Origin of the sequence: Streptomyces sp. NPDC053079 (assembly GCF_044546695.1) — a bacterium.
In the GTDB taxonomy this organism is placed as follows: Bacteria; Actinomycetota; Actinomycetes; order Streptomycetales; family Streptomycetaceae; genus Streptomyces.
The window spans coordinates 106,721-133,143 of sequence record NZ_JBITZJ010000007.1; the positions used below are offsets into that span (position 1 = coordinate 106,721).

The following is a 26,423-nucleotide window of genomic DNA, read 5'->3' on the forward strand; positions in this document are numbered from 1 at the left end:
CACCGCACACCACGGCTCAGCGCCGGTCGGGAATCACCGCCGACACCCGGAACCCACCGGCATCCGTCGGCCCGGACACAAACACACCACCCAGCGCACCCACCCGCTCACGCATGCCGACCAGGCCGTTACCACCGCTCGGCAGCCCCGGACCCGCATCCGCACCCCCGTCCGAAGGCCCGTTCTCCACCTGCAACGCCACCTCGGCCTCCCGGTGCGCCAGCCGCACCAGCGCCTTCGCACCCGGAGCGTGCTTGTGGACGTTCGTCAGCGCCTCCTGCACCACCCGGTACGCGGTCTGCTCCACCTCCGGGGCGTAACCGCGCTCCTCCCCCATCACCGACAGCTCCACGGCCATCCCCGCCTCCCGCGACTGACCGACCAGATCCCCCAGCCCGTCCAGACACGGCCCGCCGTCCCCCGCCGCCCCGGCCGCGGCACCGCCCGCCGAGACCCGCACCCGCGCCGAAGCCGCCGCGGCCACCTCCGCCAGCCGCTCGGACTGCGCGGACGCCGACGGCTGCGCCACCGCCGCCTCGGGAGTGCTCCGCAGCACCCCCAGCATCTCCCGCAGCTCCGTCAGCGCCTGCCGGCCCATGTCACCGACCAGCCCCGCGTTCCTCGACGCCTTCTCCGGATCCTTCAGCGCCACCGCCTGCAACGCCGCCGCGTGCACCACCATCAACGACACCCGGTGCGCCACCACGTCGTGCATCTCCCGCGCGATCCGGGTCCGCTCCTCGTTACGGGCCCACACGGCCCGCTCCTCGGCCCGGTCCGCCAGCAGCGACAGCTCCCGCTCCAGCCCGTCCGCCCGCTCCCGCAGGCTCTCCACCAGCCGGCGTCTCGCCCCCACGTACAGACCCGTCAGCACCGGCGGAGCCGTCAGCCCCAGGGCCATCACCACCGAGAACGCGATCATCGGCCACAGCCCCGGCCGGTAGCCGTCCTCCGCCATGTCCCGGTGGAACCGCGCGATCGCCACCACCAGCGTGCCCGCCAGCGACGCCCCCGACAGCACCACGATGATCCGGCGCGGCACCTCCGAGGCCGCCAGCGTGTACAGCCCCACGATGCCGAGCAGGAAACCCATCTCCGCCGGCGTGGTCGCGATCGACACCAGCACCACCGCGACCGGCCACCGCCGCCGCAGCACCAGCGAGGCACCCGCCGGCACCCCTATCAGCCCCCCGAGCACCGCCGGAATCCCCACGTCGTGCGCGAAGGCGATCCCCTCCAGCACACACTCCAGTGCCGACGCCAGAGCCAGCACCACATCCAGCACCATGCTCCGCCGCCGCGCCCACCACCACGGCCCCACCGGCGCGCCCCGCGCGCCCTCCTCCGCGATTGCCCCCGTTGTGCTCATACCACCCAGACTACGGGCGGGTGCCATCGCATTTCCTGCCCGCACGACAGCAGGCGAGCAATCCGAACGAAGGCGAAAGTGGCGCTTTTCGCTCGAACTGGTGAATCGATCGCGGATTCGAAGCGTCCGCCCCGGCGACCGCCGGAAGCTGCCGTCATGGTCCAAGCGAAGACAGACATGCGGGCCCGCGCCCGCGAGCTGCGGCGGGCGGGGAGGACGTACGACGAGATCGTCGCCGAGCTGGGGGTGGCGAAGAGCTCGGTGTCGCTGTGGGTGCGGGATCTGCCGAAGCCGCAGAAGACGGCCGAGCAGATGCACGAGATGAGCGAGGCCCGGTGGGCGCCGCACCGGCGGGCTCAGGCGATCAAGCGCATCGAGACGAAGCTGGAGGCCGCCCACGAGATCGGCAGGATGAAGGACCGGGAGCTGTTCCTGATCGGAGTCGGGCTCTATTGGTCCGAGGGGTCCAAGAGCAAGCCGCATCAGCTCAGGGAGCGCGTCACGTTCATCAACAGCGACCCGGACATGATCCAGGTCTACCTCGCCTGGCTCGCGTTGCTCGGCGTGCAGACCGACCTGATCCAGTACCGCGTGATGATCCACGAGAACGCGGACGTCACGCGAGCCGAGAACTTCTGGGCCGACCTCGTCGGCATCGATGTCACCGCTCTACGGAAGACGACACTCAAGAAGCACAACCCGAAAACGGTCCGTAAGAACGTGGGCGAGGGGTATCACGGCTGCCTGGTCGTGGACGTCCACAAAAGCGCCGGCCTCTACCGTCGCATCGAAGGCTGGTGGTACGGCATAGTGGTGGGGGCCAAAGCGACGATCTAGGGATTGTCCGTTTTGGCATGCTATCCGCCGTAGTGTAATTGGCAGCACGGGAGCTTTTGGTGCTCTTCGGTCCGGGTTCGAGTCCTGGCGGCGGAGCTTGAAGTTCGAATCCTCGGGTCCTGACCTCCCAGGTCAGGACCCTTGCGCGTTTCCCCCCGCTTACGCCCCGGTATCCTGCGGGTGTCCACCCCCTCGAAGCCGAAGGGCACACCCGTGAGCGCCAACCGCCCGGCAGCCGTCGTCGTCCTCGCAGCGGGTGAGGGCACCCGCATGAAGTCGGCTACCCCCAAGGTCCTGCACGCGATCTGCGGCCGTTCCCTCGTCGGGCATGTCGTCGCCGCCGCCCGCGAGCTCGACCCCGAGAACCTCGTCGTCATCGTCGGGCACGCCCGCGAGCAGGTCTCCGCACACCTGGCCGAGATCGACCCCGGCGTCCGTACCGCCGTCCAGTACGAGCAGAACGGCACCGGCCACGCCGTGCGCATGGGCCTGGAGGAGCTGTCGAACAACGGCGTCGTCCTCGACGGCACCGTGGTCGTCGTCTGCGGTGACACCCCGCTGCTCACCGGTGAGACGCTGCAGCGCCTGTCGAGCACCCACGCCGCCGACGGCAACGCCGTGACCGTGCTCACCGCCGAGGTGCCCGACTCCACCGGCTACGGCCGCATCGTCCGCGACGAGGCCACCGGCGCCGTCACCGAGATCGTCGAGCACAAGGACGCCACCGACGCCCAGCGCGCCATCCGGGAGATCAACTCCGGGGTGTTCGCGTTCGACGCGCAGCTGCTGGCGGACGCCCTCGGCAAGGTCCGTACCGACAACAGCCAGGGTGAGGAGTACCTCACCGACGTGCTGGGCATCCTGCGCGAGGCCGGTCACCGGGTGGGCGCCGCCGTGGCGGGCGACCACCGCGAGATCCTGGGCATCAACAACCGCGTCCAGCTCGCCGAGGCGCGCAAGCTGCTCAACGAGCGGCTGCTGCACACGGCGATGATGAGCGGTGTGACCGTCGTCGACCCGGCGACCACCTGGGTCGACGTGACCGTGACCTTCGAGGCCGACGCGCTCGTCCAGCCCGGTACGCAGCTGCTGGGCGCCACCCACCTGGCCACCGGCGCCGAGGTCGGCCCGAACACCCGCCTGACCGACACCACGGTCGCCGCGGGCGCCCGGGTGGACAACACCGTCGCGGACTCCGCCGTGATCGGCGAGGGCGCCACCGTCGGCCCCTACGCCTATCTGCGGCCCGGTACCCGGCTCGGTGCGAAGTCCAAGGCCGGTGCGTACGTCGAGATGAAGAACGCCGAGGTCGGCGAGGGCACGAAGGTGCCGCATCTGTCGTACGTGGGCGACGCCACGATCGGGGAGTACACGAACATCGGCGCCGCGAGCGTCTTCGTGAACTACGACGGCGTGAACAAGCACCACACGACGATCGGCTCCCACTGCCGCACCGGATCGGACAACATGTTTGTGGCTCCGGTCACGATCGGGGACGGCGCGTACACCGCCGCCGGCTCGGTCATCACCAAGGATGTGCCCCCGGGTTCGCTCGCTGTCGCCCGTGGCCAGCAGCGGAATATCGAGGGTTGGGTGGCTCGTAAGCGCCCGGGAAGCGCTGCCGCTCAGGCCGCTTCCGCAGCTCGTCGGGAAGGCGACGACGAGCAGTGACCGTGACGCGGGACGCCGTCTGGGGCGTACCGTGATAAGCGCACCCAAAGCGACATCCAAGGAGACTGTGCTGTGACCGGGTTCAAGACGACCGGCGAGAAGAAGCTGATGCTCTTTTCCGGCCGCGCCCACCCCGAGCTTGCCGAGGAGGTCGCGCACCAGCTGGGCGTCGGCCTGGTCCCGACCAAGGCCTTCGACTTCGCCAACGGCGAGATCTACGTCCGCTTCCAGGAGTCGGCGCGCGGCGCCGACTGCTTCCTGATGCAGAGCCACACGGCTCCCATCAACAAGTGGGTCATGGAACAGCTGATCATGATCGATGCTCTGAAGCGGGCCTCGGCCCGGAGCATCACCGTGATCCTGCCGTTCTACGGCTACGCCCGTCAGGACAAGAAGCACCGTGGCCGTGAGCCCATCTCGGCCCGCCTGATCGCGGACCTGATGAAGACCGCGGGTGCCGACCGCATCCTGACGGTCGACCTGCACACGGACCAGATCCAGGGCTTCTTCGACGGCCCGGTGGACCACCTGTTCGCGCTGCCGATCCTGGCGGACTACGTGGGCGCGAAGGTCGACCGCAACAAGCTGACCGTGGTCTCCCCGGACGCCGGTCGTGTGCGTGTGGCCGACCGCTGGTGCGACCGTCTGGGCGCGCCGCTGGCGATCGTGCACAAGCGGCGCGACAAGGACGTGGCGAACCAGGTCACGGTCCACGAGGTCGTGGGTGACGTCAAGGGCCGCGTCTGTGTGCTCGTCGACGACATGATCGACACCGGTGGCACGATCTGCGCCGCCGCCGACGCGCTGTTCGCGCACGGGGCGGCCGATGTGATCGTGACGGCGACGCACGGTGTGCTGTCGGGTCCGGCGGCGGACCGTCTGAAGAACTCGAAGGTGAGCGAGTTCGTCTTCACGAACACCCTGCCCACCCCGAACGAGCTGGAGCTCGACAAGATCACGGTGCTGTCCATCGCGCCGACGATCGCCCGCGCGGTGCGTGAGGTGTTCGAGGACGGTTCGGTCACCAGCCTCTTCGACGAGCTGGGCTGAGTGCCGTAACGATCATGCAGTCGCACTGATGCGCTGATCGATTTCTGGGCGGCCTCCCCGCCGGGTAGACTCATCGAGTTGCTCGGCGAGGGAGGCCGCACCGCGTTTACGACGCAGTGTGCGGCGGTCCGTTATCGACGCGCTCTTCGTAGCAGGCCTGTCGTGGGCCGGGTAACCGTCCACCACATCTGTTTACGAGGAGTGCACCATGGCTGAGGTCAAGCTCACCGCTGCCGTCCGTACCGACTTCGGTAAGGGCGCCGCCCGCCGCATCCGCCGCGAGGCCCAGGTTCCGGCCGTTGTCTACGGTCACGGCGGCGAGCCGGTCCACGTGTCCCTGCCGGGCCACGACCTGATGATGGCGCTGAAGACCCCGAACGTCCTGCTCTCCCTGGACATCGAGGGCCGCACCGAGCTGGTCATCCCCAAGCAGGTCCAGCGTGACCCGCTGAAGGGCTTCCTGGAGCACGTCGACCTGCTGGTCGTCAAGCGCGGCGAGACCGTCACGGTCGAGGTCCCGGTCCACACCGAGGGCGACCTGGCCGCCGGTGGCAACCTGCTCGAGCACACCCTGACCGCCCTGCCGGTCGAGGCCGAGGCCACCCACATCCCCGAGGCCGTCACCGTCTCCATCGCGGGCCTCGAGGCCGGTGCCTCCGTCCTGGCCAAGGACGTCGTCCTGCCGGCCGGTGTCGCGCTGGCCGTCGACGCCGACACCGTCGTGCTGCACGTCGTCGCCGGTTCGGTCGAGGCCCCCGCGGCCGAGGGTGCCGAGGCCTGATCCTCGCCCTTCCGGGTTTTTCTTTGCGACCGCCGTCCTGCTCCACCGGAGCGGGGCGGCGGTTGGCTATGAAGGAGACATGCAGATGACGGACGACTCGACTCCCTGGCTGATCGTGGGCCTGGGCAACCCCGGCGGCGAGTACGCGGGCAACCGGCACAACGTGGGCTTCATGGTCGCGGACCTGCTCGCGGAGCGGATGCGTGCGAAGTTCAAGGCGCACAAGGCGCGGGCGCAGGTGGTGGAGGGCCGGCTGGGCGCTCCGGGTCCGAGCAGTCGCCGGGTGGTCGTGGCGAAGCCGATGTCGTTCATGAATCTGTCGGGTGGGCCGACGGCGGCGCTGCGGGACTTCTACAAGGTGCCGGTGGAGCGGATCGTCGCGGTCCATGACGAGCTGGACATCGACTTCGGGCAGCTGCGGTTGAAGCTGGGCGGTGGCGACAACGGCCACAACGGTCTGAAGTCCATCACCAAGGCGCTGGGCCCGGACTACTGCCGGGTGCGTTTCGGGATCGGCCGGCCGCCGGGGCGGATGCAGGTGGCGGATTTCGTGCTGAAGGACTTCTCGTCCACCGAGCGCAAGGAGCTGGACTTCGAGGTGGACCGGGCCGCGGATGCGGTGGAGACGCTGATCGTGGACGGCCTGGAGCGCGCCCAGGGTACGTACAACGCGTAGCGGGATGCCGAGAGGGCGCCCCTTCCGCTCGGCGGAGGGGGCGCCCTCTCGTCGTGTCAGCCGGTGTTGCGCAGGCCGGCGGCGACGCCGTTGACGGTCAGGAGCAGGGCCCTGGCCAGGAGCGGGTCGGCGCTCTCGCCGCGTGCGGCGGCTTCGCGCTGCCGGTGCAGGAGGGTGACCTGCAGGTAGGAGATGGGGTCGAGGTAGGCGTCGCGGATGTGGAAGGTCTGGCGCAGGACGGGGTTGGAGTCCAGGAGCTGGCTCTCGCCGGTGATGCGCAGGACTTCCTGGACGGTGAGCTCGTGTTCGGCCTTGATGGCGTCGAAGACGTGCCGGAGCTCGTCGGGTACGAGCGTGTCGACGTAGTGCTGGGCGATGCGCAGGTCGGTCTTGGCGAGGGTCATCTCGACGTTGGACAGGAAGTTCTGGAAGAAGTGCCAGTGGGTGTGCATTTCGTCCAGGACGGTGTCCAGGCCGGCCTCGCGGGCGGCCTTGAGGCCGGAGCCGACGCCGAACCAGCCGGGGACGATCTGGCGGGACTGGGTCCAGCCGAAGACCCAGGGGATGGCGCGCAGGCCGTCGAGGCCGGCGCCGGAGTCGGGGCGGCGGGAGGGCCGGGAGCCGAGGTGGAGTTCGGCGAGCTGGTCGACGGGGGTGGAGGCGAAGAAGTAGGCGGGGAGGTCCGGGTCCTCGACCAGGCGCCGGTAGGCGCTGTGGGCGGCGTCGGAGACGGTGTCCATGGCCGCGTCCCAGCGGGCGAGGGCCTCGTCGGACTGGCGCGGTGCGGTGTGCAGGGCGGAGGCCTGCAGGGTGGCGGCGACGGTCAGCTCGAGGTTCTCGCGGGCCAGGGCGGGGATGAGGTACTTGTCGGAGATGACCTCGCCCTGTTCGGTGACCTTGATCTCGCCTTCGAGGGTGCCCCAGGGCTGGGCGAGGATCGCGTCGTGGGTGGGGCCGCCGCCGCGGCCGACGGTGCCGCCGCGGCCGTGGAAGAGGCGCAGTCGTACGCCGTAGCGGTGGGCGACGTCGCGCAGGCGGCGCTGGGCGCGGTGGATCTCCCACTGGGAGGTGGTGATGCCGCCGAACTTGGAGGAGTCGGAGTAGCCGAGCATGACCTCCTGGACGTCGCCGCGCAGGGCGACGAGGCGTCGGTAGGAGGGGTCGGCGAGCATCTCGTCGAGGATGCGGTCGGCTTCCTTGAGCTCGTCGGTGGTTTCGAGGAGCGGGACGATGCCGATCTTGGCCCAGCCGGCGTGGAGGTCGACGAGGCCGGCTTCGCGGGCGAGGACGGCGGCGGCGAAGACGTCGTCGGCGCCCTGGCACATGGAGATGATGTAGGACTCGACGACCTCGGGTCCGAAGCGTTCGAGGGCTTCGCGGATGGTGTGGAAGACGCCGAGGGTCTTGGCGCCGGCGGCGTCGAGGGGGGCGGGGCTGGGGGCGAGGGGGCGGCGTGAGCGCAGTTCCTTGGCCAGCAGCTTGCGCCGGTAGTCGCGGGGCATGTCGGCGTAGCGCCAGGATTCCTCGCCGAGGCGGTCGAAGAGCTGGCCGAGGGCGTTGTGGTGGGCGTCGGCGTGTTCGCGGACGTCCATGGTGGCCAGGTGGAGGCCGAAGGCGGCGAGGGTGCGCAGGACGCGGTCGAGGCGGCCGTCGGCGATGAGGCGGCCGCGGTGGGCGCGCAGGGAGTCCTGGATGAGCTGGAGGTCGGCGAGGAGCTCGCCGGTGCCGAGGTAGTCGCGGCCTTCCTGGTGGGTGGTGCCGGCTGCGAGGCGTTCGCGGGTGTTGACGAGCTTCTGGCGGATGCAGGTGGCCTTGAGCCGGTAGGGCTCCTCGGCGTTGAGCCGCTTGTAGCGGGGGCTGATCTCGGGCAGGAGTTCGAGGTCCCGCTGGAGGGAGGTGAGGAGCTCTTCGGTGGCTCCGCTGTTGCGGATGGAGTTGGACAGGGCGCCGCGCAGGACGTCGACGAGTTCGAGGGCGTCGGTGATGCCGTGTTCGTGCTGCAGTATCAGCACGTCCCAGGTGACCTGGGGGGTGACGTTGGGGTTGCCGTCGCGGTCGCCGCCGATCCAGGTGCCGAAGGTGAGGGGGCGGGTGGTGGCGGGGAGGGGGACGCCGACGCGTTCGAGTTCGGCGGAGAGGTCCTCGAGGACGTCGCCGAGGGCGCCCACATGGAGCTCGTCGAGGTAGTAGATGGCGTTGCGGGCCTCGTCGGTGGGCTCGGGGCGGGCCACGCGCAGCTCGTCGGTCTGCCAGAGCAGGTCGATGTTCTCGGCGAGGCGCAGGTCGGTGCGGCGCTTGTCGCCGGTGCCGACGACCGTGGTGTCGAGGAGCTCGGCGATGCGGCGGAGCTTGTTGAGGACGCTGCGGCGGGCGGCTTCGGTGGGGTGCGCGGTGAAGACGGGGCGTACGCCGAGGTGCTCGACGGTCTGCCGCAGGTGCTCGGGGTCGGCTTCCTTCAGCTGGTCGGCGGTGCGGGCGAGGATGGAGCCCTCGGCGTCGCGCTTGGCGCGCAGCTCGCGGCCGCGGTGGACCTGCTCGGTGACGTTGGCCAGGTGGAAGTAGGTGGAGAAGGCCCGCACGAGCTTGGCGGCGGTCTGCGGGTCGGTGGTGCCGAGCAGCTCGGCGGCGGCTTCGCCGTCCGTCCGGGTCAGGGCGCGGACGCGCTCGACGAGGTCGAGGAGCTCGTCGCCCTCCTGGCGGACGAGGGTTTCGCCCAGGAGGTCACCGAGACGGCGGATGTCGGCGCGCAGGGCGGCGTTGGTGTTGTCGGCACTGCTCACAGGTGCGGCTCCTTGCGGTGTTTCCGAGCACGTCTGGAGGGGTTGCGGACCGCGCTGTCCGACGTCCCCAGCATAGGTCTCCGCACGACGCGCGGTTGTCCACAGCCCTCTTGCCCACCCTCTTCGCCCTGCCATACTTACGAAGCCGTAGGTTACGGAACCGTAGCCATGCTCCGACCCCCATGAGGGAACCCATGACTGCAAGCCCCGACGTGATCGAAGACGCGCCGAAGGCCCACCAGGAGACCCCGCTGCCCGCCGGCACGCTGGGCAGCGACAGCAAGCGTTCGATCGAGCAGATCACGCTGCTGCTCTTCATCACCGTTCCGTTCATCGCGTTGCTCGCGGCGGTCCCGCTGGCCTGGGGCTGGGGCGTGAGCTGGCTGGATCTCGGCCTGATGGTGGCGATGTACTACATCGGCTGCCATGGCATCACGATCGGCTTCCACCGGTATTTCACGCACGGTTCGTTCAAGGCCAAGCGGCCGTTGCGGATCGCGCTGGCCGTCATGGGGTCGCTGGCGGTGGAGGGGCCGCTGGTGCGCTGGGTGGCGGATCACCGCAAGCACCACAAGTTCTCCGACGCCGAGGGGGACCCGCATTCGCCGTGGCGGTACGGCGAGAGCGTGCCGGCGCTGATGAAGGGCCTGTGGTGGGCCCATGTGGGGTGGATGTTCGACGAGGAGCAGACGCCGCAGCAGAAGTACGCGCCGGATCTGATCAAGGACCCGGCGATCCGGGCGGTCTCCCGGCAGTTCGTGCTGTGGACGGCGGTCTCGTTGCTGCTGCCGCCGCTGGTGGGCGGGCTGGTGACGTGGTCGTGGCAGGGCGCGGTGACGGCGTTCTTCTGGGGTTCGCTGGTTCGGGTGGCGCTGTTGCACCATGTGACGTGGTCGATCAATTCGATCTGTCACGCCGTGGGGAAGCGTCCGTTCAAGTCGCGGGACCGGTCGGGCAACGTCTGGTGGCTGGCGGTGCTCTCGTGCGGTGAGTCGTGGCACAACCTCCACCACGCCGACCCGACGTCCGCGCGGCACGGTGTGCTCAAGGGGCAGCTGGATTCCAGCGCCCGGATCATCCGCTGGTGTGAGAAGGCGGGCTGGGCGTACGACGTGCGCTGGCCGAACGCGGACCGGATCGCGTCCCGTCGGCAGTCCCAGGAGAAAGGATAAGGACGGTGCCGCCCGGGGGTGCCCCCGGCGGTAGCTGGGGGAGGCATGATTGACGGCGTGGCGATCGACAGCAGTACCACCGGTGACAAGGACCTGCCCCCTACGTCGGGGGGCAGGCGGGCGCGGCCGCGCCGGGTGCGGATGACCGGCGCGGAGCGCCGTGAGCAGCTGCTGGACATCGGTCGCACGCTCTTCGCCGAGCGGGGGTTCGAGGGCACGTCGGTGGAGGAGATCGCGGCGAAGGCCGGGGTGTCCAAGCCGGTGGTCTACGAGCACTTCGGCGGCAAGGAGGGGCTGTACGCGGTGGTCGTGGACCGCGAGATGCGGCAGCTGCTGGACATGGTGACGGGTGCCCTGACGGCGGGGCATCCGCGGGAGCTGCTGGAGCAGGCGGCGTTCGCCCTGCTGGACTACATCGAGAAGTCCACGGACGGTTTCCGCATCCTGGTGCGGGATTCGCCGGTGGCCCAGTCGACGGGCACGTTCGCCTCCCTGATCAGCGATATCGCGACGCAGGTGGAGGACATCCTGGGCCTGGAGTTCAAGGCCCGGGGCTTCGATCCGAAGCTGGCCCCGCTCTACGCCCAGGCGCTGGTGGGCATGGTGGCGCTGACGGGTCAGTGGTGGCTGGACGTGCGCAAGCCGAAGAAGGCCGAGGTGGCGGCGCATCTGGTGAACCTGGCCTGGCACGGCCTGGACGGTCTGGAGCCCCATCCGCGCCTGGTGGGTCACCGCAAGAGCTGAGGTCCCGGCCGTGGGCCGCTCAGCCGTCCTTCCGGGCGACCACGAAGACCCTGCGGAAGGGGAAGAGGGTGCCGTGCGGCCCCGGCGGGTAGGCGGCCCGCAGCAGCGCCGCGTACGCGCCGAGGAACTCCTCGGTGGCCGCCGGATCGCCGGCGAGGGTGGTCAGGACGGGCCGTAGCCCCGTTCCCTTGATCCAGTCGAGGACGGGGTCCTCGCCCTGCAGGACGTGGGTGTAGGTGGTCTCCCAGGCGTCGACCTCGCAGCCGAGGCCGGCGAGGTGCTGGAGGTATGCGCCCGGTGGGAGGACGTCGAGGGTGCGGCGGCCGGCCGGTCCGAGGCGGTCCCGCCATTGGGGTGAGGCGCACAGTTCGCGGAGCAGGGCGTGGCTGGGGGCGTCGGAGTTGCCGGGGACCTGGAAGGCGAGGGTGCCGCCGGGGGTGAGGGCGCGTGTCCAGGCGGGGAAGGACCGGGTGTGGCCGGGGACCCATTGGAGTGCGGCGTTGGAGACGATCAGGTCGTAGGGCTCTTCGGGGACCCAGTCGGTGAGGTCGGCGTGGACGAAGTCGGTGTGCCGGCCGGCGGGCAGGGTGGCCAGGTGTTCCCGGGCGGTGTGCAGCATGGCGTCGGAGTTGTCGATGCCGGTGATGCGGGCGTGGGGCCAGCGCTCGGCGAGGAGCGCGGTGATGTTGCCGGCGCCGCAGCCGAGGTCGGCGATGCGGGTGGTGCCCCGGTGGGCGGGCGGCTCGGGGATACGGGCGAGCAGGTCGAGGAAGGGGCGGGTGCGGTGGCCGGAGTGGCGGAGGTACTGCCGCGGGTCCCAGGTGGGTGTGGGGGTGGGTGCGCCGTGCATGGTGGGGCCTCCCTGCAGGTCCTGCGGATGTCGCGTTCCCAGGATCTCCACAGAATTATCTTGACGTCAAGAGACTTCATGTCGACACACCCTCTACACTGATCGTCATGGAGGACGAGGTCGATCGGCTGGTCGCAGCATGGCGCCGGGAGCGCCCTGACCTCGACGTGGAGCCACTCGAGGTGCTCAGTCGGGTCAGCAGGCTGGCCCGCCACCTCGACCGCGCCCGGAGGATCGCGTTCGCCGAGCATGAGCTCGAGCCCTGGGAATTCGACGTCCTGACCGCCCTGCGCCGCGCCGGGGCGCCCTACCAGCTCTCGCCGGGGCAGCTGCTGACCCAGACCCTGGTGACCTCGGGCACCATGACCAACCGCATCGACCGGCTCGCCAAGAAGGGCCTGGTCGAGCGCGAGCCCGACCCGACCGACCGGCGCGGTGTGCTCGTCCGGCTCACCGCCGAGGGGCAGGACCGCGCCGACCAGGCGCTCGCCGGGCTGCTGGCGCAGGAGCGCGCCATCCTCGCCGAGCTGTCCTCCGCCCAGCGCAGCGATCTGGCCGCTCTGCTACGCCAGTTGACCGCCCCGTTCGACAACGTCCCCGGCTAGGTCCACCGGGCCGACCCCGGCCCGCCGGGCCAGTGCGACGGCGGCCAGCGTGGAGTGCACCCCCAGCTTGCCCAGGACGTTCTGCATATGGGTGCGGACCGTGTGCGGGGAGAGGAAGAGACGCTCGGCGACGGCCTTGCGACCCAGGCCGGCCACCATGCAGCGCAGCACCTCGCGTTCGCGCGGGGTGAGCGACTCCACCAGCCGCTCGCTCTCCGTGCGGTGCTTGCGCGCGGCCGTCAGCTCCCGCAGCACGCCCGTCAGCAGGGCGGGCGGCAGATGCGTCTCGTCCCGCAGCACACCGCGTATGACCGACAGCAGGCGCGAGAGGGAGCAGTCCTTGGCGACCCAGCCGCCCGCGCCCGCCTGCAGCGCGGCCGCGGCCCGGCGCGGGTCGTCGCGCTCGGCCAGCACCACCGTCCGTACCCCCGGATGCCCCGAGCGCACCCTCGCCACCAGCGAGATCCCGTCGACCGTGCCCTCGCCGGACGACTGACCGCCGTCCTGGCCCCGGAGCTGGCCCGGGACCTGTGCGACGTCCGAGCCGACCGTGCCGAGGTCGGCGTCGATCAGCAGGACGTCGAACCGCCGCCCTTCACCCACCGCGCGCTCCAGTGCGCGCAGCGCCGCCGGCCCGCTGCCGGCCGCCGAGACGTCCACGTCCTGCTCGGCCGCGAGGGCGGCGGCGAGCGACTCGGCGAAGATGCGGTGGTCGTCGACCACCAATACCCGAATACGTGCCACAACCACCCCCATATCCCGGTAGGCAAGGGCAGTGCGGGTACGGCGCCCGAACCTGGGGCCGCCACATGCGCACGGCCGCCGCCGTGCCCTGACAACTACCCCACCCGGGCGTCGTACCTGCCTGTCTCGCCCCCTGATCAGCGCCGGCCCCCACCGGCACTGTGCATCAGCGTACGGGCGGGGTCCGACAACGGAAGCCGATTGGCAAAACTGCTTGACCCGGGTGTTTATCGTGAGCTTTATGTTCAGTATTGAGGCGGTGAACGACTCGGAACGACGCGATGTGGTCCGCGCCGTGACCGAACACCGGCCGGCTCCGCCACAGGGCTAGGCCACCCGCCGCGCGCCCGCCGACGGTGCCGCCGCGAAGACGCGCGGCTCCCGGTGCCCGGCCTCGGCGAACGCGCCGGTGACCGCCGCCCGGACCGCCCCGGCGGCCGCCTCCTCGGCCAGCACCACCGCCGAGCCCCCGAACCCCGCCCCGGTCATGCGGGCCCCGAGCGCGCCCGCACCGAGCGCCGAGGCGACCACCAGGTCCAGCTCCGGGCAGGAGACGGCGAAGTCGTCGCGCAGCGAGGCGTGCCCGGCGCTCAGCAGCGGCCCGGCCGCCCGGGCGTCACCGGCCCCCAGGAGGGCGGCCACCTCCCCGACGCGGCGGTTCTCCGTCACGACGTGCCGCACCAGCGCCGGCCACTCCCCCGCACCGCCCGTTCCGGCCAACTCCTCCAGGGCGGCGGACAGTTGCGCGTACGGCACGTCCCGCAGGGCGCGCACGCCCAGCGCGCGTGCGGCCGACTCGCACCCCGCGCGCCGCCGTGCGTACCCGCCGTCGCCCACCGCGTGCGCGACCCGGGTGTCGACCACCAGCAGGGTGAGGCCGTGTGCCGCCGGGTCGAAGGGGATCTGCCGCCGGGTCAGGTCGCGGGTGTCCAGGTGCAGCACATGGCCGTCGGTGCAGCACGCCGAGGCGATCTGGTCCATGGCCCCGCAGGGGACGCCCACGAAGGCGTTCTCGGCCCGCTGCGCCAGCCGGGCCAGCACGGGCAGGGCGTCGGCGGCGGGGCCGGGCCCGAACAGCCCGTCCAGGGCGAGGGCCGTGGCGACCTCCAGCGCGGCGGACGAGGACAGGCCCGCCCCGGCCGGCACCGTGCTCTCGACGTGCAGGTCGGCGCCGGTGATGCCGTACCCGGCCGCGCGCAGGGCCCAGGCGACCCCGGCGGGGTAGGCGGCCCAGCCGGGCACCCTGCCGGGCGCGAGCTCCCGGACGTCCAGCTCGGCGGCCCGGCCCGCGGACGCGGAGTGCAGGCGCAGCCGCCCGTCGGTGCGGGCGCGGGCGGCCACCCAGGTCTGCCGGGGCAGCGCGAAGGGCATGACGAAGCCGTCGTTGAAGTCGGTGTACTCGCCGATGAGGTTGACGCGGCCGGGCGCGGCCCAGACCCCTTCGCAGGGGGCGCCGTGGACGGCGCGGAAGGCCCGCTCGGCCCGATGGGCGCTCACGGCCGGGCCCGGGCGTCCCGGCGTGCGAACGTCCAGGCGTCCTCGATGATCGCGGCCAGGTCGGGCCGGGCGGGCCGCCAGCCGAGCCGGTGCGCGGCCCGGTCGGCGGAGGCGACGAGCACGGCCGGGTCGCCGGGGCGGCGGGCGGCGGTGCGCTCGGGGATGGCGTGGCCGGTGACCTTGCGGGCGGTCTCGACGACCTCGCGGACGGAGAAGCCGTTGCCGTTGCCGAGGTTGCAGATCAGGTGCTCGCCGGGGCGGGCGGCGGCGAGGGCGAGCAGGTGGGCCTCGGCGAGGTCGGCGACGTGGATGTAGTCGCGTACGCAGGTGCCGTCGGGGGTGGCGTAGTCCTCGCCGTGGACGCGGAGGGCCTCGCGCTCGCCCAGGGCGACCTGCAGGACGAGGGGGATGAGGTGCGATTCGGGGGTGTGGCGCTCGCCGTGCCGGCCGTGCGCCCCGGCCACGTTGAAGTAGCGCAGGGAGACGGCGGCCAGGCCGTGGGCCGCGCACTCGCCGCTGATCATGTGGTCGGCGGCGAGCTTGGTGGCGCCGTAGGGGTTGGTGGGGAGGGTGGGGGCGTCCTCGGTGATGGGGACGGTGGCGGGCTCGCCGTAGGTGGCGGCGGTGGAGGAGAAGACGAGCCTGCGCACGCCGGCCGCGCGCATGGCGGCGAGCAGTTCGAGGGTGCCGCCGACGTTGTTGCGCCAGTAGGCCTCGGGCTGGGCGACGGACTGCCCGACCTGGGAGAAGGCCGCGAAGTGCAGGACGGCGTCGTGGGAGGGCCCGAGCCAGCGGGCGGCGTCCTGGACCCGGCCCTCGAGGAAGCGGGCGCCGTCGGGGACGGCGTCGCGGTGGCCGCTGGAGAGGTCGTCGAGCACGTCCACCTCGTGCCCGGCGGCCAGCAGGTGCGCGGCGACCACGCTGCCGATGTATCCGGCGCCGCCGGTGACCAGGCACTTCAGGGGGGTGCTGCTCATGGGCTCGCTACCTCTCGCAGTCGCTGGGCCGCGTCCTCGGGCGGCACGTCGTTGATGAACACGTTCATGCCGGATTCCGAACCGGCGAGGAACTTCAGCTTTCCTGCGGTGCGGCGAATGGTGAAGAGCTCGAGGTGGAGGGCGAATTCACTCCTGTGGGGGTGGCGGAAGGGCGCCTGGTGCCAGGCGGAGATGTACGGGGTGGGCCCCTCGGCCTCCCCGCTGTCGCCGTCGAAGATCCGGTCGAAGCGCCGTAGGAGCTCCAGATAGACGCGGGGGAAGTCGGCGCGGGCGTCGTCGTCGAGGGCGAGCAGGTCGGGCACCCTGCGCCGGGGGTAGAGGTGCGCCTCGTAGGGCCAGTGGGCGGCGTAGGGCACGAAGGCGGTCCAGTGCGCGCTCTGCAGGACGATCCGCCGGCCGTCGGCGCGCTCCCGGTCGACGACGTCGTCGAAGAGGTTGCGTGCGGCGCCGCGTTGGCGGTGGGCGGCGGCCGAGGCGAGCATGCGGGCGGTGCGCGGGGTGACGAAGGGGTAGGCGTAGATCTGCCCGTGGGGGTGGCCGAGGGTGACGCCGATCTCCCGGCCGCGGTTCTCGAAGCAGAAGACCTGCTCGACTCCGGGCAGGGCGGCCAGTTCGGCGGTCCGGTCGGTCCAGGCGGCGAGCACGAGGGCGGCCCGGTCGGGGTCGAGGCCGGCGAAGGAGGCGTCGTGGTCGTCGGTGAAGCAGACGACCTCGCAGCGCCCTTGGTCGCCGGTCAGCGAGGGGAAACGATTCTCGAAGACGACGACCTCGTAGGCGGCGGCGGGGATCTCGGTGTGCCGGCCGTCGCGGGAGGGGCACAGCGGGCACTGGCCGGGCGGTGGGTGGTAGGTGCGTGCCTGGCGGTGGGAGGCGATGGCGACGCTGTCGCCGAGCAGCCGGTCGCGGCGGATCTCGCCGGTGGTCGTGGGCCGTTCGAGGGGCCGCTGGTCGACGTCGTCGCGTACGGCGTCGTCCCGCGAGTCGTAGTAGAACAGCTCGCGGCCGTCCGCGAGCCGAGTCGCCGTCTTCTTCACGCCGCCCTCCTCACACACCCCCGCACACAACCGAACACAAGGAACCATGACCCCACAACCGGGTCAACAGTGCGTGAAGAGTGGCGTGCGCGTCAGCCGACGGGCGGCCGCGGGCCTCCCACCGCGCCCGGGGGCGCTCCCGCCGGGCCGGGGCCCCGGGAGGGGGCGGCGGCCTGGGGCGGGACGGGGGCGGAGCCCGTGGCGCGGTCGAGCAGGCCCGTGCGCGCCGCGAGGGCGGCCGCCTCCAGGCGGGAGCCCACGCCGAGCTTCATCAGGACGCGCTGGACGTGCGTACGGGCCGTGCTGGGCGCTATCCCCATGCCGGCCGCGATCAGGCGGGTGTCCTCGCCCTCGGCGACCCGGACCAGGACCTCGACCTCGCGCGGGGTCAGCAGCTGCAGCAGCCGGGCGCCCTCGTCGTCCGGCTGGGCGGCGGGGTTGAGCAGCTCGGCGAAGGCGCCCTGCAGCAGCTGCGGGTCGACCGCGGCCTCGCCCGCCCGGGCCTTCATCATGGCGCGCTCGACGCCCTCGATGCGTTCGTTGTGGCGTACGTAGCCGGAGGCGCCGGCGGCGAAGGCGGCCGCGATGCCGAGCGGGCTCGGCACCGGGCCGAGCACGACGACCGCGACCTGCGGGCGCTCCCGCTTGATCCGTACGACCGGGTCGAAGGCCCCGGGCTCGGCCGGGGTCGCGGTGCCCAGCAGACACACCTCGGGGGCGCGGCTGATCACCAGGTCCGCCGCCCCGGCGCTGGGCGCGGCCGCGGCCAGCACGCGATGGCCGCGCAACTTCAGTGCCGAGGCGAGGGCCTCGGCCAGCAGCCGGTGGTCGTCGACCACCATGAGCCGCACGCCCATGCGCTAACCCCCCTGTCGCCCGCTGCCGCCCTCTGCCGCCCGCGCAGGTCTCCCCGGCACCCTCTTGCCCCGGAAGCTACACGCTTGTTCGACGTTCCGCGCCCCTTACCGGTGAGAAGTCCCCCGGAATGCCGAAATCCCTGCCAATCACGTGTACTTCGAGACTGAAACGGATCGTTCAGGCATGTACGCGCGACGGACAGGGATACGGGCTGGAGCGCTCGTCAAACGATCATTATCAGCTGCCGCCGAAGATCATCGTCAGATACTCCTTGCCGAAGCTCACCGAGCTGGGCTTGTTCGCGTAACTGCTGCCCAGGTAGAGCCGGCCCTGCGACCACAGCCCGTAGTGGGTGCCCGGCGTGAGCCTGCGCTCACTGTCGGCCGTGGTGGCCGGATTCTTCAGCAGCACATCGGTCTTGAACGACTTGGGATCGATCCGTACCACCCTGCCGCCCGACTTGTAGGTGGGTTCCTGGTAGCCGATGGGGTAGCCGTCCTTGTCGACGCCCAGCGGGATCAGCGTGGAGCCCGCGACGCCCTCGGCCTTGCCCTTGGACTGGCCGCTGGCCAGGTCGAAGCCGACGATCTCGTTGACGCGGCCGACCTGCTGGGTGTTGCCGCTCGCGTGCTCCTCGGAGGGCAGGTAGAGCGTGTCCTTGGTGATGGCCAGTTTCATGCAGCCCTCGACGTCCGTGGAGGGACACCTCGGCGTGAACTTGCCGTTCTCCGTGGAGATCTTGGAGCGCAGCTTGGCTTCCTTGGCGCTGTCGTCGATCACCAGGAAGTCGGAGGCGGAGCTGCCGGTGGAGCCGCCCGCGTCGACCGCGATGACCAGCGGGTCGGTGGAGGCGATGTGGACGTACTGCAGTCCGGCGGGCACCTTGTAGACCGACTTGACCGCGCCCGTCTCGGGGGTGAGGGTCTGGACCTGCATCTGGGGCCGGGAGTAGTCGCCGCAGCGGCGCACCGCGACGAGCTTGCTTCCGCCGCCGTAGCCGTCGTCGCGGCAGTCCTCGCCGGGCTTGGGCTTCCACAGCTCCTTGCCGTCGGCCAGCGTCCAGGCGGCGCCGCCGCTGGTGCCGCCCGCGGCGACGGTGCCGCCGCCGACGGTGACCTCGTCGAAGCGGATGTCCTGGTCGCCCGCCTTGGCGGTCTTCTGCCAGAGCTTCTCGCCCTTGTTCAGGTCGATGGCCACGACCTGGGTGCAGGGACCGCCGTACTTCTTCTCAGAGCTGGGCTTGCCGTCCTTGACGACGACGGCGGTCTTGCCGTCGGCCGTGGCCTGGCGGGAGGCCCAGCAGACCTCGCCGTCGAGCGGGATCTCCCACTTCTGGCCGCCGGAGAGGCCGTAGCCGACGAGCTTGTAGACGTCGACCTTGGCGTAGACCTGGTCGGTGACCCAGTGGCCCTTGACGCCGACGAGGTCGTCGACCTTGGGCTGGTCGACGCTGAACAGCAGCTTGCCGTCGATGGTCGCGGGCGCCTTGGCACCGCCGCCGCCGGCGCCGCCCTGCTTGCCGGCGTCCTGGCCGCCGGTCGTGCCCTTGGCCTCGTCGTCCTTGCCGCCGTCCTTGGTGGCGAACCAGACGCCGCCGCCGATGACCAGCACCAGCGCCACGACGGCGCTGATGATGATGGCCATGCGCTGCTTGGCCTTGCCGTTGCCGCCGTCACCGCCGGGGGCGCCGCCGGGGAACTGCGCGGTGGGCGGGTACATGCCGTACTGCTGCGGCTGGGGCGGCTGGACGGCGCCGAAGGCCTGGGTGGCCATGTCCGGCTGGCCGGGGACGCCCGGGCCGGGCTGGGCCGGGTAGCCGTAGCCGGCCGGCGGCGGGGTCTGGGGCGCGCCCGGCGGGGGCGGCGGGGCCTGGGGGTAGCCGTACGCGGGCCCGCCCGCGGGCTGGCCCGGCGGCGGGGGCGGTGCCTGCGGGTAGCCGTACGCGGGCCCGGCGGGGGGCTGCGCGGGCGGCGGGGCGCCGAAGCCGGGGGGCGGGCCGGAGGGGGCCTGTGGCGCGCCGAAGCCTCCGCCCGGCTGGGCCGGAGGGCCCTGCGGCGGCGGTGGTGGCTGGGGCGGCTGTGACATCAGCTTTCCTCTTTACGCGCGGGTCCAGGGCTTGAATCCGCAGGAATCCGGCCAGTGTGCGGCAGGCGAGCGGGTGTTCTTTGTACCACCCGTCGCCGACAGCCCAAGGGCCGATCTCAGACCTATCCACCACCTGAGACCGGCCCGTGACGAGACTGTTGCGCCTTATTGCGCCTTACGATCCGTCAGTTGGCAGCAGCGCCGCACCGCACCGCCCTCACGCGTCCTCGGCCAGCTCCAGCCAGCGCAGCTCGAGCTCATCGCGCTCGCCGGCCAGTTCCCGCAGCTCGGCGTCCAGCTTGGCGACAGCCTCGAAGTCGGTCGCCTGCTCGGCGATCCGCGCGTGGAGCTTGGCCTCCTGCTCGCTGACGCGGTCGAGCCGGCGCTCGATCTTCTGCAGCTCCTTCTTGGCCGCGCGCGCGTCGGCGGCGCCGAGCTTCGCCTTCGTCGCGGACGCGTCCGCGACGGGGGCGGCGGGGACCGCGGCGTCGATGACGCGCTGCCTGCGCTCCAGGTACTCGTCCAGGCCGCGCGGCAGCATCCGCAGCGCCCGGTCGCCCAGCAGCGCGAAGACGCGGTCCGTGGTGCGCTCGACGAAGTACCGGTCGTGGCTGATGACGACCATCGAGCCGGGCCAGCCGTCGAGCAGGTCCTCCAGCTGCGTGAGCGTCTCGATGTCGAGGTCGTTCGTGGGCTCGTCGAGGAAGAGGACGTTGGGCTCGTCCATCAGCAGCCGCAGGATCTGCAGCCGGCGCCGCTCACCGCCGGAGAGGTCGCCGACGGGCGTCCACTGCTTCTCCTTGGTGAAGCCGAACTTCTCGCACAGCTGGCCCGCCGTCATCTCCCGGCCCTTGCCGAGGTCGACACGGTCGCGCACCTGCTGCACGGCCTCCAGGACCCGCTTGGCGGGGTCGAGTTCGGCGACCTCCTGCGAGAGGTAGGCCAGCTTGACGGTCTTGCCGACGACGACCTTGCCGCCCGCGGGCTGCTTCTCGCCCTCGGTGGCGGCCGCCTCGGCGAGCGTGCGCAGCAGCGAGGTCTTGCCGGCGCCGTTGACGCCGACGAGGCCGATCCGGTCGCCGGGGCCCAGCTGCCAGGTCAGGTGCTCGATCAGCGCCTTGGGGCCGGCCTGGACGGTGACGTTCTCCAGGTCGAAGACGGTCCGGCCCAGGCGCGAGCTGGCGAACTTCATCAGCTCGGAGCTGTCGCGCGGCGGCGGCACGTCGGCGATCAGCTCGTTGGCCGCCTCGATGCGGAAGCGGGGCTTGCTCGTACGGGCGGGGGCGCCGCGCCGCAGCCAGGCGAGCTCCTTGCGCATCAGGTTCTGCCGCTTGGTCTCCTCGGTCGCGGCGATCCGCTCCCGCTCGGCCCGTGCGAAGACGTAGTCGCTGTAGCCGCCCTCGTACTCGTGGACGGAGCCGCGCTGCACGTCCCACATGCGGGTGCAGACCTGGTCGAGGAACCACCGGTCGTGGGTGACGCACACCAGCGCCGAGCGGCGGGCCTGCAGGTGCTGGGCCAGCCAGGAGATGCCCTCGACGTCGAGGTGGTTGGTGGGCTCGTCCAGGACGATCATGTCCTGGTCGGCGATCAGCAGCTTGGCCAGCGCGATGCGGCGGCGCTCGCCACCGGAGAGCGGGCCGATGACGGTGTCCAGGCCCTGGGGGAACGCCGGCAGGTCGAGCCCGCCGAAGAGGCCGGTCAGCACGTCGCGGATCTTGGCGTTGCCCGCCCACTCGTGGTCGGCCATGTCCCCGATGACCTCGTGCCGCACGGTGGCGGCCGGGTCGAGGGAGTCGTGCTGGGTGAGGACGCCGAGCCGCAGGTGGCCGGCGTGGGTGACCCGGCCCTTGTCGGCGTCCTCGAGCTTGGCGAGGATGCGGATGAGGGTGGTCTTGCCGTCGCCGTTGCGGCCGACCACGCCGATCCGGTCGCCCTCGTTCACGCCGAGGGAGACGCCGTCGAGCAGCGCACGCGTGCCGTACACCTTCTCGACGGCTTCCAGATTGACCAGGTTGGCTGCCATGCCGCTCCTTGCTCTATGGGACTGCCTCCAGGATCCCACGCCCGGCCGAGGCCCCCGACCGGGCCGGTGGTGCGCTGTCCGGGGCGCACGACCCGGCCGCGACGGCTACCGCTGGTAGATTCCACCCGGTCCGCGCCCGTATCCGCGCATTCCCGTCCGGCCAGAAAGACAGAGCGTGAGCCTTATATCGGAGGCCGTCCCCCGGACCGGGGCGGATGCACGCCCTCGGGCGGTGTCTTCGCGGATACGGCTGGATTCGCTCACCGGTCTGCGTTGGTTCGCGGCGCTGCTCGTGTTCTGTTACCACTTTTCCTACGAGCAGTACGGCGCCGGTACCGCGGAGCAGCTGCGCAAGCTGAAGGACGCCACCTTCGCCGGTCCCTCGGCGGTCTCCTTCTTCTTCATTCTCTCGGGCTTCGTCCTCGCCTGGTCGGCCCGGCCCGGCAGCCCGGCCGCCGGATTCTGGCGGCGGCGTTTCGCCCGTATCTACCCCAGCCATCTGGTGACCTTCGCCATCGCGGTGCTGATGCTGGTCTGGATGGGCAAGAGGCTCGACCCCGATCTGGCGCTGAGCAATCTCAGCCTGACGCAGTCGTGGGTGCCCAACGACGAGGACCGGTGGTTCGCCTACAACGGCGTCTCCTGGTCGCTGAGCTGCGAGGTCTTCTTCTACGTCTGCTTCCCGCTGCTGGTCTGCGCGATCCGCAGGCTCCCGCTCGCGGGCCTGTGGGCCGTGGTCGGCCTGGGGAACGTCTTCGTCCTGCTGCTGCCTTTCGCCACGGACGTCGTCCGGCGCACGGCGGGCTGGGAATCGAAGTTCACGCTGTACATGCTTCCGCCCGTGCGCCTGGCCGAATTCGTCATCGGCATCGCGCTCGCCCTGCTGGTGAGGAAGGGCGCCTGGCGGGGCCCGGGGCTGGTGGCGAGTGTCGCGCTGTCCGTGGGGGCGGTCTTCGCGCTGGCGCATCTCGTGCCGGAGGAATTCCACTGGGTCGCGGTCACGGTGGTTCCCTTCACCCTCACCGTCGCGGCGGCCGCGCGCGCGGACGTACGGGGCGGGGAATCACCGTTCCGGAACCGGTTCGTGGTGTACCTCGGCGAGATTTCCTTCGCCTTCTATCTCCTGCACGAAATGGTCATCTTCACGACGAGCCATTTCCTGAGGCAGCACCACGTCAGCGTTCCGCTGGCCCTGCACGCCGCCCTGGTGATGGCCATCTCCCTGGGCGGCGCCGTCCTCCTGCACGAGTGCGTGGAGAAGCCGTGCGCGAGGTGGCTGGGTGCTTCCCGGGCGGAACGGATCCCTCGCTCAGGCCGATGAGCGGGCGGTGCCGCAGACCGTCGCCCCCGGCGCGGGGCCGGAGGTGACGCGGACGGCGCGGCAGGTGCCGGACGTCCGCAGGGCTTCGGCCACCTTCTCGGCCTCCGCCTCCCCGGCCACCAGGAACGCCGTGGTCGGGCCGGAGCCCGAGACCATCGCGGCCAGTGCCCCGGCCTCCGTACCGGCGGCGAGCGTCGCGGCCAGCGACGGCCGCAGGGAGACGGCGGCGGCCTGCAGGTCGTTGCTCACGGCGGCCGCCAGGGCCGCCGCGTCACCGGCCGCGAGGGCGGCCAGCAGGGCGGCCGACGGCTCGGGGTCCGGGATGCTCGCCGCGCCGCGCAGCCGGTCGCACTCGGCGTACACGGCGGGCGTGGACAGGCCGCCGTCGGCGACGGCGAAGACCCAGTGGAAGGTGCCGCCGGTCTCGAGCGGGGTGAGCAGTTCGCCCCGGCCGCGCCCGAGCGCGGCACCGCCGACGAGGCTGAAGGGCACGTCGCTGCCCAGCTCGGCGCAGATCTGAAGGAGTTCCTCGCGGGAGGCGCCGGTGCCCCACAGGGCGTCGCACGCCAGGAGCGCGCCCGCGCCGTCGGCGCTGCCGCCGGCCATGCCGCCGGCGACGGGGATGTCCTTGGCGATGTGGATGTGGACGTTCGCCTCCCGCCCGTGCCGGGCCGCGAGGGCGAGGGCGGCGCGGGCGGCGAGGTTGGTGGCGTCCAGGGGGACCTGGTCGGCGTCGGGGCCGGAGCAGGTGACGCGCAGCTCGTCGGCGGGGGCGACCGTGACCTCGTCGTACAGGCCGACGGCGAGGAAGACGTTGGCCAGGTCGTGGAAGCCGTCGGGGCGCGGCGGGCCGACGGCGAGCTGGACGTTGACCTTGGCGGGGACGCGAACCGTCACGGCGGCGGCGGTCACTGCGCGGCGCCCTTCTGCTCGGCGATGGCGATGAACTCGTGCACGGTCAGGGCCTCGCCCCGGGCCTGCGGGGAGACGCCGGCGGCGACGAGGGCGGCCTCGGCGGCCGCGGCGGAGCCGGCCCAGCCGGCCAGGGCGGCCCGCAGGGTCTTGCGGCGCTGGGCGAAGGCGGCGTCCACGACGGCGAAGACCTCTTCGCGCGTGGCGGTGGTCTCGAGGGGCTTGTCGCGGCGGACGAGCGAGACGAGGCCGGAGTCGACGTTGGGGGCCGGCCAGAAGACGTTGCGGCCGATGGCGCCGGCCCGCTTGACCTCGGCGTACCAGTTGGCCTTGACGGAGGGCACGCCGTAGACCTTGTTGCCGGGCCGCGCGGCGAGCCGGTCGGCGACCTCGGACTGGACCATCACCAGGGTGCGCTCGATGGTGGGGAACTGCTCCAGCATGTGCAGCAGCACGGGCACGGCGACGTTGTAGGGCAGGTTGGCGACCAGCGCGGTGGGCGGCGGGCCGGGCAGCTCGGTGACGCGCATGGCGTCGCTGTGGACGAGCGCGAAGCGGTCGGCGCGGGCGGGCATGCGGGCGGCGATGGTGGCGGGGAGGGCGGCGGCGAGCACGTCGTCGATCTCGACGGCCGTGACCCGGTCGGCGGCCTCCAGCAGGGCGAGGGTCAGCGACCCGAGCCCCGGCCCGACCTCGACGACGACGTCGTCGGGCCGCACCTCGGCGGTCCGTACGATGCGCCGGACCGTGTTGGCGTCGATCACGAAGTTCTGGCCGCGCTGCTTGGTGGGGCGGACCCCGAGGGCTGCGGCGAGTTCGCGGATGTCGGCCGGGCCGAGCAGGGCGCCGGAATCGTCTGTACTGGGGCTGGAGCTCACCCGTGAAGTTTACGGCCGCACACGGGCCACGGGCTCGCCCCCCGGCTGATGTACAGCTTCTTGGCCCGGAAGGTCTGTTCCTCGGCGGACGCGTCCTGTGGTCGGCCGCTGCCGCCGAGGGAGTGCCAGGTGCGGACGTCGAACTGGTACAGCCCGCCGTACGTGCCGGAGGGGTCGACGGCGTTGGGCCGTCCGCCGGCCTCGCAGTGGGCGAGTCCGGCCCAGTTCAGGCCGTCCGTGCCCTGGACGGAGGTGGGGCGGGCCTTGGTGCCGACCTTCACGATCTGGGTGCGGGGCTGCTTGACGGTCTCCGAGGAGATCCGCTTGGGCTTCTGCTGGACCCCGTTGACGGTGCGCAGCTCGTAGGTGACGCGCTCGACGCCCTTCTCGCCGCGCTGGACGACGACCTCGGTGCCCTTGTAGAGCGTGGGGTCCTCGCGGCGTTCGGTGGTGTAGTCGATGGGTTCCTCGCGGACCTCGCGGCTGCCGGTGATGCGCATGACGGAGATCGTCTGGCCTTCGCGGGGGAAGCTGTCGGGGTCGACGGAGGTGGTGTCCTGGCCGCGCAGGCTGATGCCGGCCTGGTCGATGGCCTCGCGGATGGTGGCGGCGTTGGTGCGGATGGTGCGTTCGCGTCCGTCGGCCATGAAGGTGACGCTGCGCTCGGTGCGGACGTCGAGGTCCAGGCCGTGGCGTCCGATGCGCGCGGAGCGGGAGGCGGAGAGGTAGGCGCCCTCGGCGCGCACGCCGAGCTGGCGCAGGGCGCCGTCGACGGTGCGGGCGGTGGTCCACACCTGGCGGCGTTCGCCGTCGAGGGTGAGGGCGACGGGGCGGCCGTAGCGGATGATGACGCGGTCGCCGGAGGCCAGGTCGTGGTGGGGGCCGGGGGCGATGATGTCGTGCTCGCCGACGGTCATGCCCTCATCGGCCAGCAGTTCCTCGACGTCGTCGGCGAAGGTGTGCAGAGTGCGGGCCTTGCCGTCGATGCTGAGCTGGACGGATTTGTCGCTGGCGATGAAGGCGGAGGTGCCGCCGGCGAGGAAGGCGACGACGAGGGCCTGCGGGAGCAGCCGGCGCAGCGGTTCGGTCCGCTCGCGGGTGCCGGTGCGCTTGCGGCGCTCCCCGGCGGCGGCCCGGCGCGCGGCGGCGCGGCCGCCGGCCTCAGGGGGCACGTCGGTGGTCGTGCCGGTGCCCGGCTCGTCGCGGGAGGCGGCGTCGTCCAGGAGGACGGGGGCGACGGCCTGGCGGGGCAGCTGGGGCTGCCCGAAGGGTTCGTGGACGTCGATGGACTCGTACGGGTCGTACGCCTCGTACGGCGGGGCATGGGTCTCGTACGGCTCGTACAGCCCGTACGGCTCGGGGCCGTACGGATCGGGCCGCGCGTACGGGTCGTACGGCGGCGGCGTCTCCGTCGCGGCGCGGGGTGCAGCGTGGGGGCTGCCCTGTGCATGACTCACGACACTCCAGGGGTCCGGCTAGGCCCGGGACTGTAGCGGAGCCACCGTCACCCACCAAAGTCGTATGGTCACAGGGTG

21 protein-coding genes, 1 tRNA gene and 2 pseudogenes are annotated in these 26,423 nt (G+C 71.8%); 10 read left to right on the forward strand and 14 right to left on the reverse strand.

Going from position 1 to position 26,423, the window contains the following annotated elements; genetic code table 11:
* Window positions 1-16 precede the first annotated feature (16 nt).
* The gene (locus ACIGXW_RS25740; RefSeq protein ID WP_399575182.1) at window positions 17-1,369 is read right to left on the reverse strand and encodes a sensor histidine kinase; all 1,353 of its coding nucleotides are present in this window, start codon (window positions 1,367-1,369) and stop codon (window positions 17-19) included.
* Window positions 1,370-1,525: 156 nt separating this feature from the next.
* Between ACIGXW_RS25740 and ACIGXW_RS25745 the strand changes: the two genes are divergently transcribed.
* The 6 genes from ACIGXW_RS25745 (at window position 1,526) to pth (ending at window position 6,384) form a co-directional block, all read left to right on the forward strand.
* Window positions 1,526-2,206, forward strand: a complete 681-nt coding sequence (locus tag ACIGXW_RS25745; RefSeq protein WP_399575183.1) for a hypothetical protein — start codon at window positions 1,526-1,528, stop codon at window positions 2,204-2,206.
* A gap of 23 nt (window positions 2,207-2,229) precedes the next feature.
* Window positions 2,230-2,302 (forward strand) — tRNA-Gln (locus ACIGXW_RS25750).
* A 117-nt stretch (window positions 2,303-2,419) separates the two neighbouring features.
* Window positions 2,420-3,877 carry a bifunctional UDP-N-acetylglucosamine diphosphorylase/glucosamine-1-phosphate N-acetyltransferase GlmU gene (glmU, locus tag ACIGXW_RS25755; RefSeq protein WP_071964929.1) on the forward strand — a complete coding sequence of 486 codons (1,458 nt, stop codon included), beginning with the start codon at window positions 2,420-2,422 and terminating at the stop codon, window positions 3,875-3,877.
* 72 nt (window positions 3,878-3,949) lie between these two features.
* Complete coding sequence (locus ACIGXW_RS25760; protein ID WP_360908875.1) at window positions 3,950-4,927, forward strand: ribose-phosphate diphosphokinase; 978 nt, start codon at window positions 3,950-3,952, stop codon at window positions 4,925-4,927.
* A 208-nt stretch (window positions 4,928-5,135) separates the two neighbouring features.
* On the forward strand, window positions 5,136-5,708 hold the full coding sequence (locus ACIGXW_RS25765; RefSeq protein WP_399575184.1) for a 50S ribosomal protein L25/general stress protein Ctc: 573 nt from the start codon (window positions 5,136-5,138) through the stop codon (window positions 5,706-5,708).
* A gap of 85 nt (window positions 5,709-5,793) precedes the next feature.
* Window positions 5,794-6,384 carry an aminoacyl-tRNA hydrolase gene (pth, locus tag ACIGXW_RS25770; protein ID WP_399575185.1) on the forward strand — a complete coding sequence of 197 codons (591 nt, stop codon included), beginning with the start codon at window positions 5,794-5,796 and terminating at the stop codon, window positions 6,382-6,384.
* A 56-nt stretch (window positions 6,385-6,440) separates the two neighbouring features.
* Here the strand turns inward: pth and ppc are convergent, their stop codons facing one another.
* Entirely contained in the window at window positions 6,441-9,164 is a 2,724-nt protein-coding gene (gene ppc, locus ACIGXW_RS25775; RefSeq protein ID WP_360908881.1) for a phosphoenolpyruvate carboxylase, read from the reverse strand.
* A gap of 194 nt (window positions 9,165-9,358) precedes the next feature.
* On the opposite strand from ppc, the gene ACIGXW_RS25780 reads away from it, so the two are divergent.
* Window positions 9,359-10,336, forward strand: coding sequence for an acyl-CoA desaturase (locus ACIGXW_RS25780; RefSeq protein ID WP_399575186.1), 978 nt, complete (start codon window positions 9,359-9,361; stop codon window positions 10,334-10,336).
* Between the two features lie 45 nt (window positions 10,337-10,381).
* Entirely contained in the window at window positions 10,382-11,080 is a 699-nt protein-coding gene (locus ACIGXW_RS25785; RefSeq protein WP_399575187.1) for a TetR family transcriptional regulator, read from the forward strand.
* A 19-nt stretch (window positions 11,081-11,099) separates the two neighbouring features.
* On the opposite strand, the gene ACIGXW_RS25790 is transcribed toward ACIGXW_RS25785, so the two are convergent.
* Window positions 11,100-11,930 (reverse strand): trans-aconitate 2-methyltransferase, encoded by an 831-nt coding sequence (locus ACIGXW_RS25790; RefSeq protein WP_399575188.1) that lies wholly within the window; start codon window positions 11,928-11,930, stop codon window positions 11,100-11,102.
* A 107-nt stretch (window positions 11,931-12,037) separates the two neighbouring features.
* On the opposite strand from ACIGXW_RS25790, the gene ACIGXW_RS25795 reads away from it, so the two are divergent.
* Window positions 12,038-12,535 carry a MarR family transcriptional regulator gene (locus tag ACIGXW_RS25795; RefSeq protein WP_071963251.1) on the forward strand — a complete coding sequence of 166 codons (498 nt, stop codon included), beginning with the start codon at window positions 12,038-12,040 and terminating at the stop codon, window positions 12,533-12,535.
* On the opposite strand, the pseudogene ACIGXW_RS25800 reads toward ACIGXW_RS25795, so the two are convergent.
* From ACIGXW_RS25800 to ACIGXW_RS25835, 8 genes and pseudogenes are all read right to left on the reverse strand, one after another.
* Window positions 12,494-13,015: pseudogene (locus ACIGXW_RS25800) on the reverse strand (DNA-binding response regulator); the annotation flags it as partial. The gene ACIGXW_RS25795 and the pseudogene ACIGXW_RS25800 sit on opposite strands and share 42 nt — an antisense overlap.
* Window positions 13,016-13,087: 72 nt before the next feature.
* Window positions 13,088-13,279 (reverse strand): annotated as a pseudogene (locus ACIGXW_RS25805) (DNA-binding response regulator); the annotation flags it as partial.
* 327 nt (window positions 13,280-13,606) lie between these two features.
* The gene (gene galK / locus ACIGXW_RS25810; protein ID WP_399575189.1) at window positions 13,607-14,776 is read right to left on the reverse strand and encodes a galactokinase; all 1,170 of its coding nucleotides are present in this window, start codon (window positions 14,774-14,776) and stop codon (window positions 13,607-13,609) included.
* Window positions 14,773-15,753, reverse strand: a complete 981-nt coding sequence (gene galE, locus ACIGXW_RS25815) for a UDP-glucose 4-epimerase GalE (RefSeq protein WP_399575190.1) — start codon at window positions 15,751-15,753, stop codon at window positions 14,773-14,775. Before galE ends, galK begins: the two co-directional genes overlap by 4 nt.
* Complete coding sequence (gene galT, locus ACIGXW_RS25820) at window positions 15,750-16,808, reverse strand: galactose-1-phosphate uridylyltransferase (protein WP_399575191.1); 1,059 nt, start codon at window positions 16,806-16,808, stop codon at window positions 15,750-15,752. The genes galE and galT overlap by 4 nt, the downstream gene beginning before the upstream one ends.
* Window positions 16,809-16,900: 92 nt before the next feature.
* Window positions 16,901-17,665 carry a response regulator transcription factor gene (locus ACIGXW_RS25825; RefSeq protein ID WP_079273874.1) on the reverse strand — a complete coding sequence of 255 codons (765 nt, stop codon included), beginning with the start codon at window positions 17,663-17,665 and terminating at the stop codon, window positions 16,901-16,903.
* Between the two features lie 238 nt (window positions 17,666-17,903).
* Window positions 17,904-19,751 carry a PQQ-binding-like beta-propeller repeat protein gene (locus ACIGXW_RS25830; RefSeq protein WP_071963256.1) on the reverse strand — a complete coding sequence of 616 codons (1,848 nt, stop codon included), beginning with the start codon at window positions 19,749-19,751 and terminating at the stop codon, window positions 17,904-17,906.
* A 217-nt stretch (window positions 19,752-19,968) separates the two neighbouring features.
* Entirely contained in the window at window positions 19,969-21,777 is a 1,809-nt protein-coding gene (locus ACIGXW_RS25835; RefSeq protein WP_071963257.1) for an ABC-F family ATP-binding cassette domain-containing protein, read from the reverse strand.
* Window positions 21,778-22,009: 232 nt separating this feature from the next.
* Here ACIGXW_RS25835 and ACIGXW_RS25840 point away from each other — a divergent pair, with 232 nt between their 5' ends.
* Entirely contained in the window at window positions 22,010-23,098 is a 1,089-nt protein-coding gene (locus ACIGXW_RS25840; protein ID WP_399575192.1) for an acyltransferase family protein, read from the forward strand.
* On the opposite strand, the gene ACIGXW_RS25845 is transcribed toward ACIGXW_RS25840, so the two are convergent.
* The 3 genes from ACIGXW_RS25845 to ACIGXW_RS25855 are packed head-to-tail and all read right to left on the reverse strand — an operon-like array spanning window position 23,087 to window position 26,345.
* Complete coding sequence (locus tag ACIGXW_RS25845; protein ID WP_399575193.1) at window positions 23,087-24,010, reverse strand: 4-(cytidine 5'-diphospho)-2-C-methyl-D-erythritol kinase; 924 nt, start codon at window positions 24,008-24,010, stop codon at window positions 23,087-23,089. The genes ACIGXW_RS25840 and ACIGXW_RS25845 overlap by 12 nt on opposite strands.
* Window positions 24,007-24,888 carry a 16S rRNA (adenine(1518)-N(6)/adenine(1519)-N(6))-dimethyltransferase RsmA gene (gene rsmA / locus ACIGXW_RS25850; RefSeq protein ID WP_399575194.1) on the reverse strand — a complete coding sequence of 294 codons (882 nt, stop codon included), beginning with the start codon at window positions 24,886-24,888 and terminating at the stop codon, window positions 24,007-24,009. Before rsmA ends, ACIGXW_RS25845 begins: the two co-directional genes overlap by 4 nt.
* A complete protein-coding gene (locus ACIGXW_RS25855; protein ID WP_399575195.1) occupies window positions 24,885-26,345 on the reverse strand; it encodes a ubiquitin-like domain-containing protein in 1,461 nt (486 codons plus the stop codon). The genes rsmA and ACIGXW_RS25855 overlap by 4 nt, the downstream gene beginning before the upstream one ends.
* Window positions 26,346-26,423 lie beyond the last annotated feature (78 nt).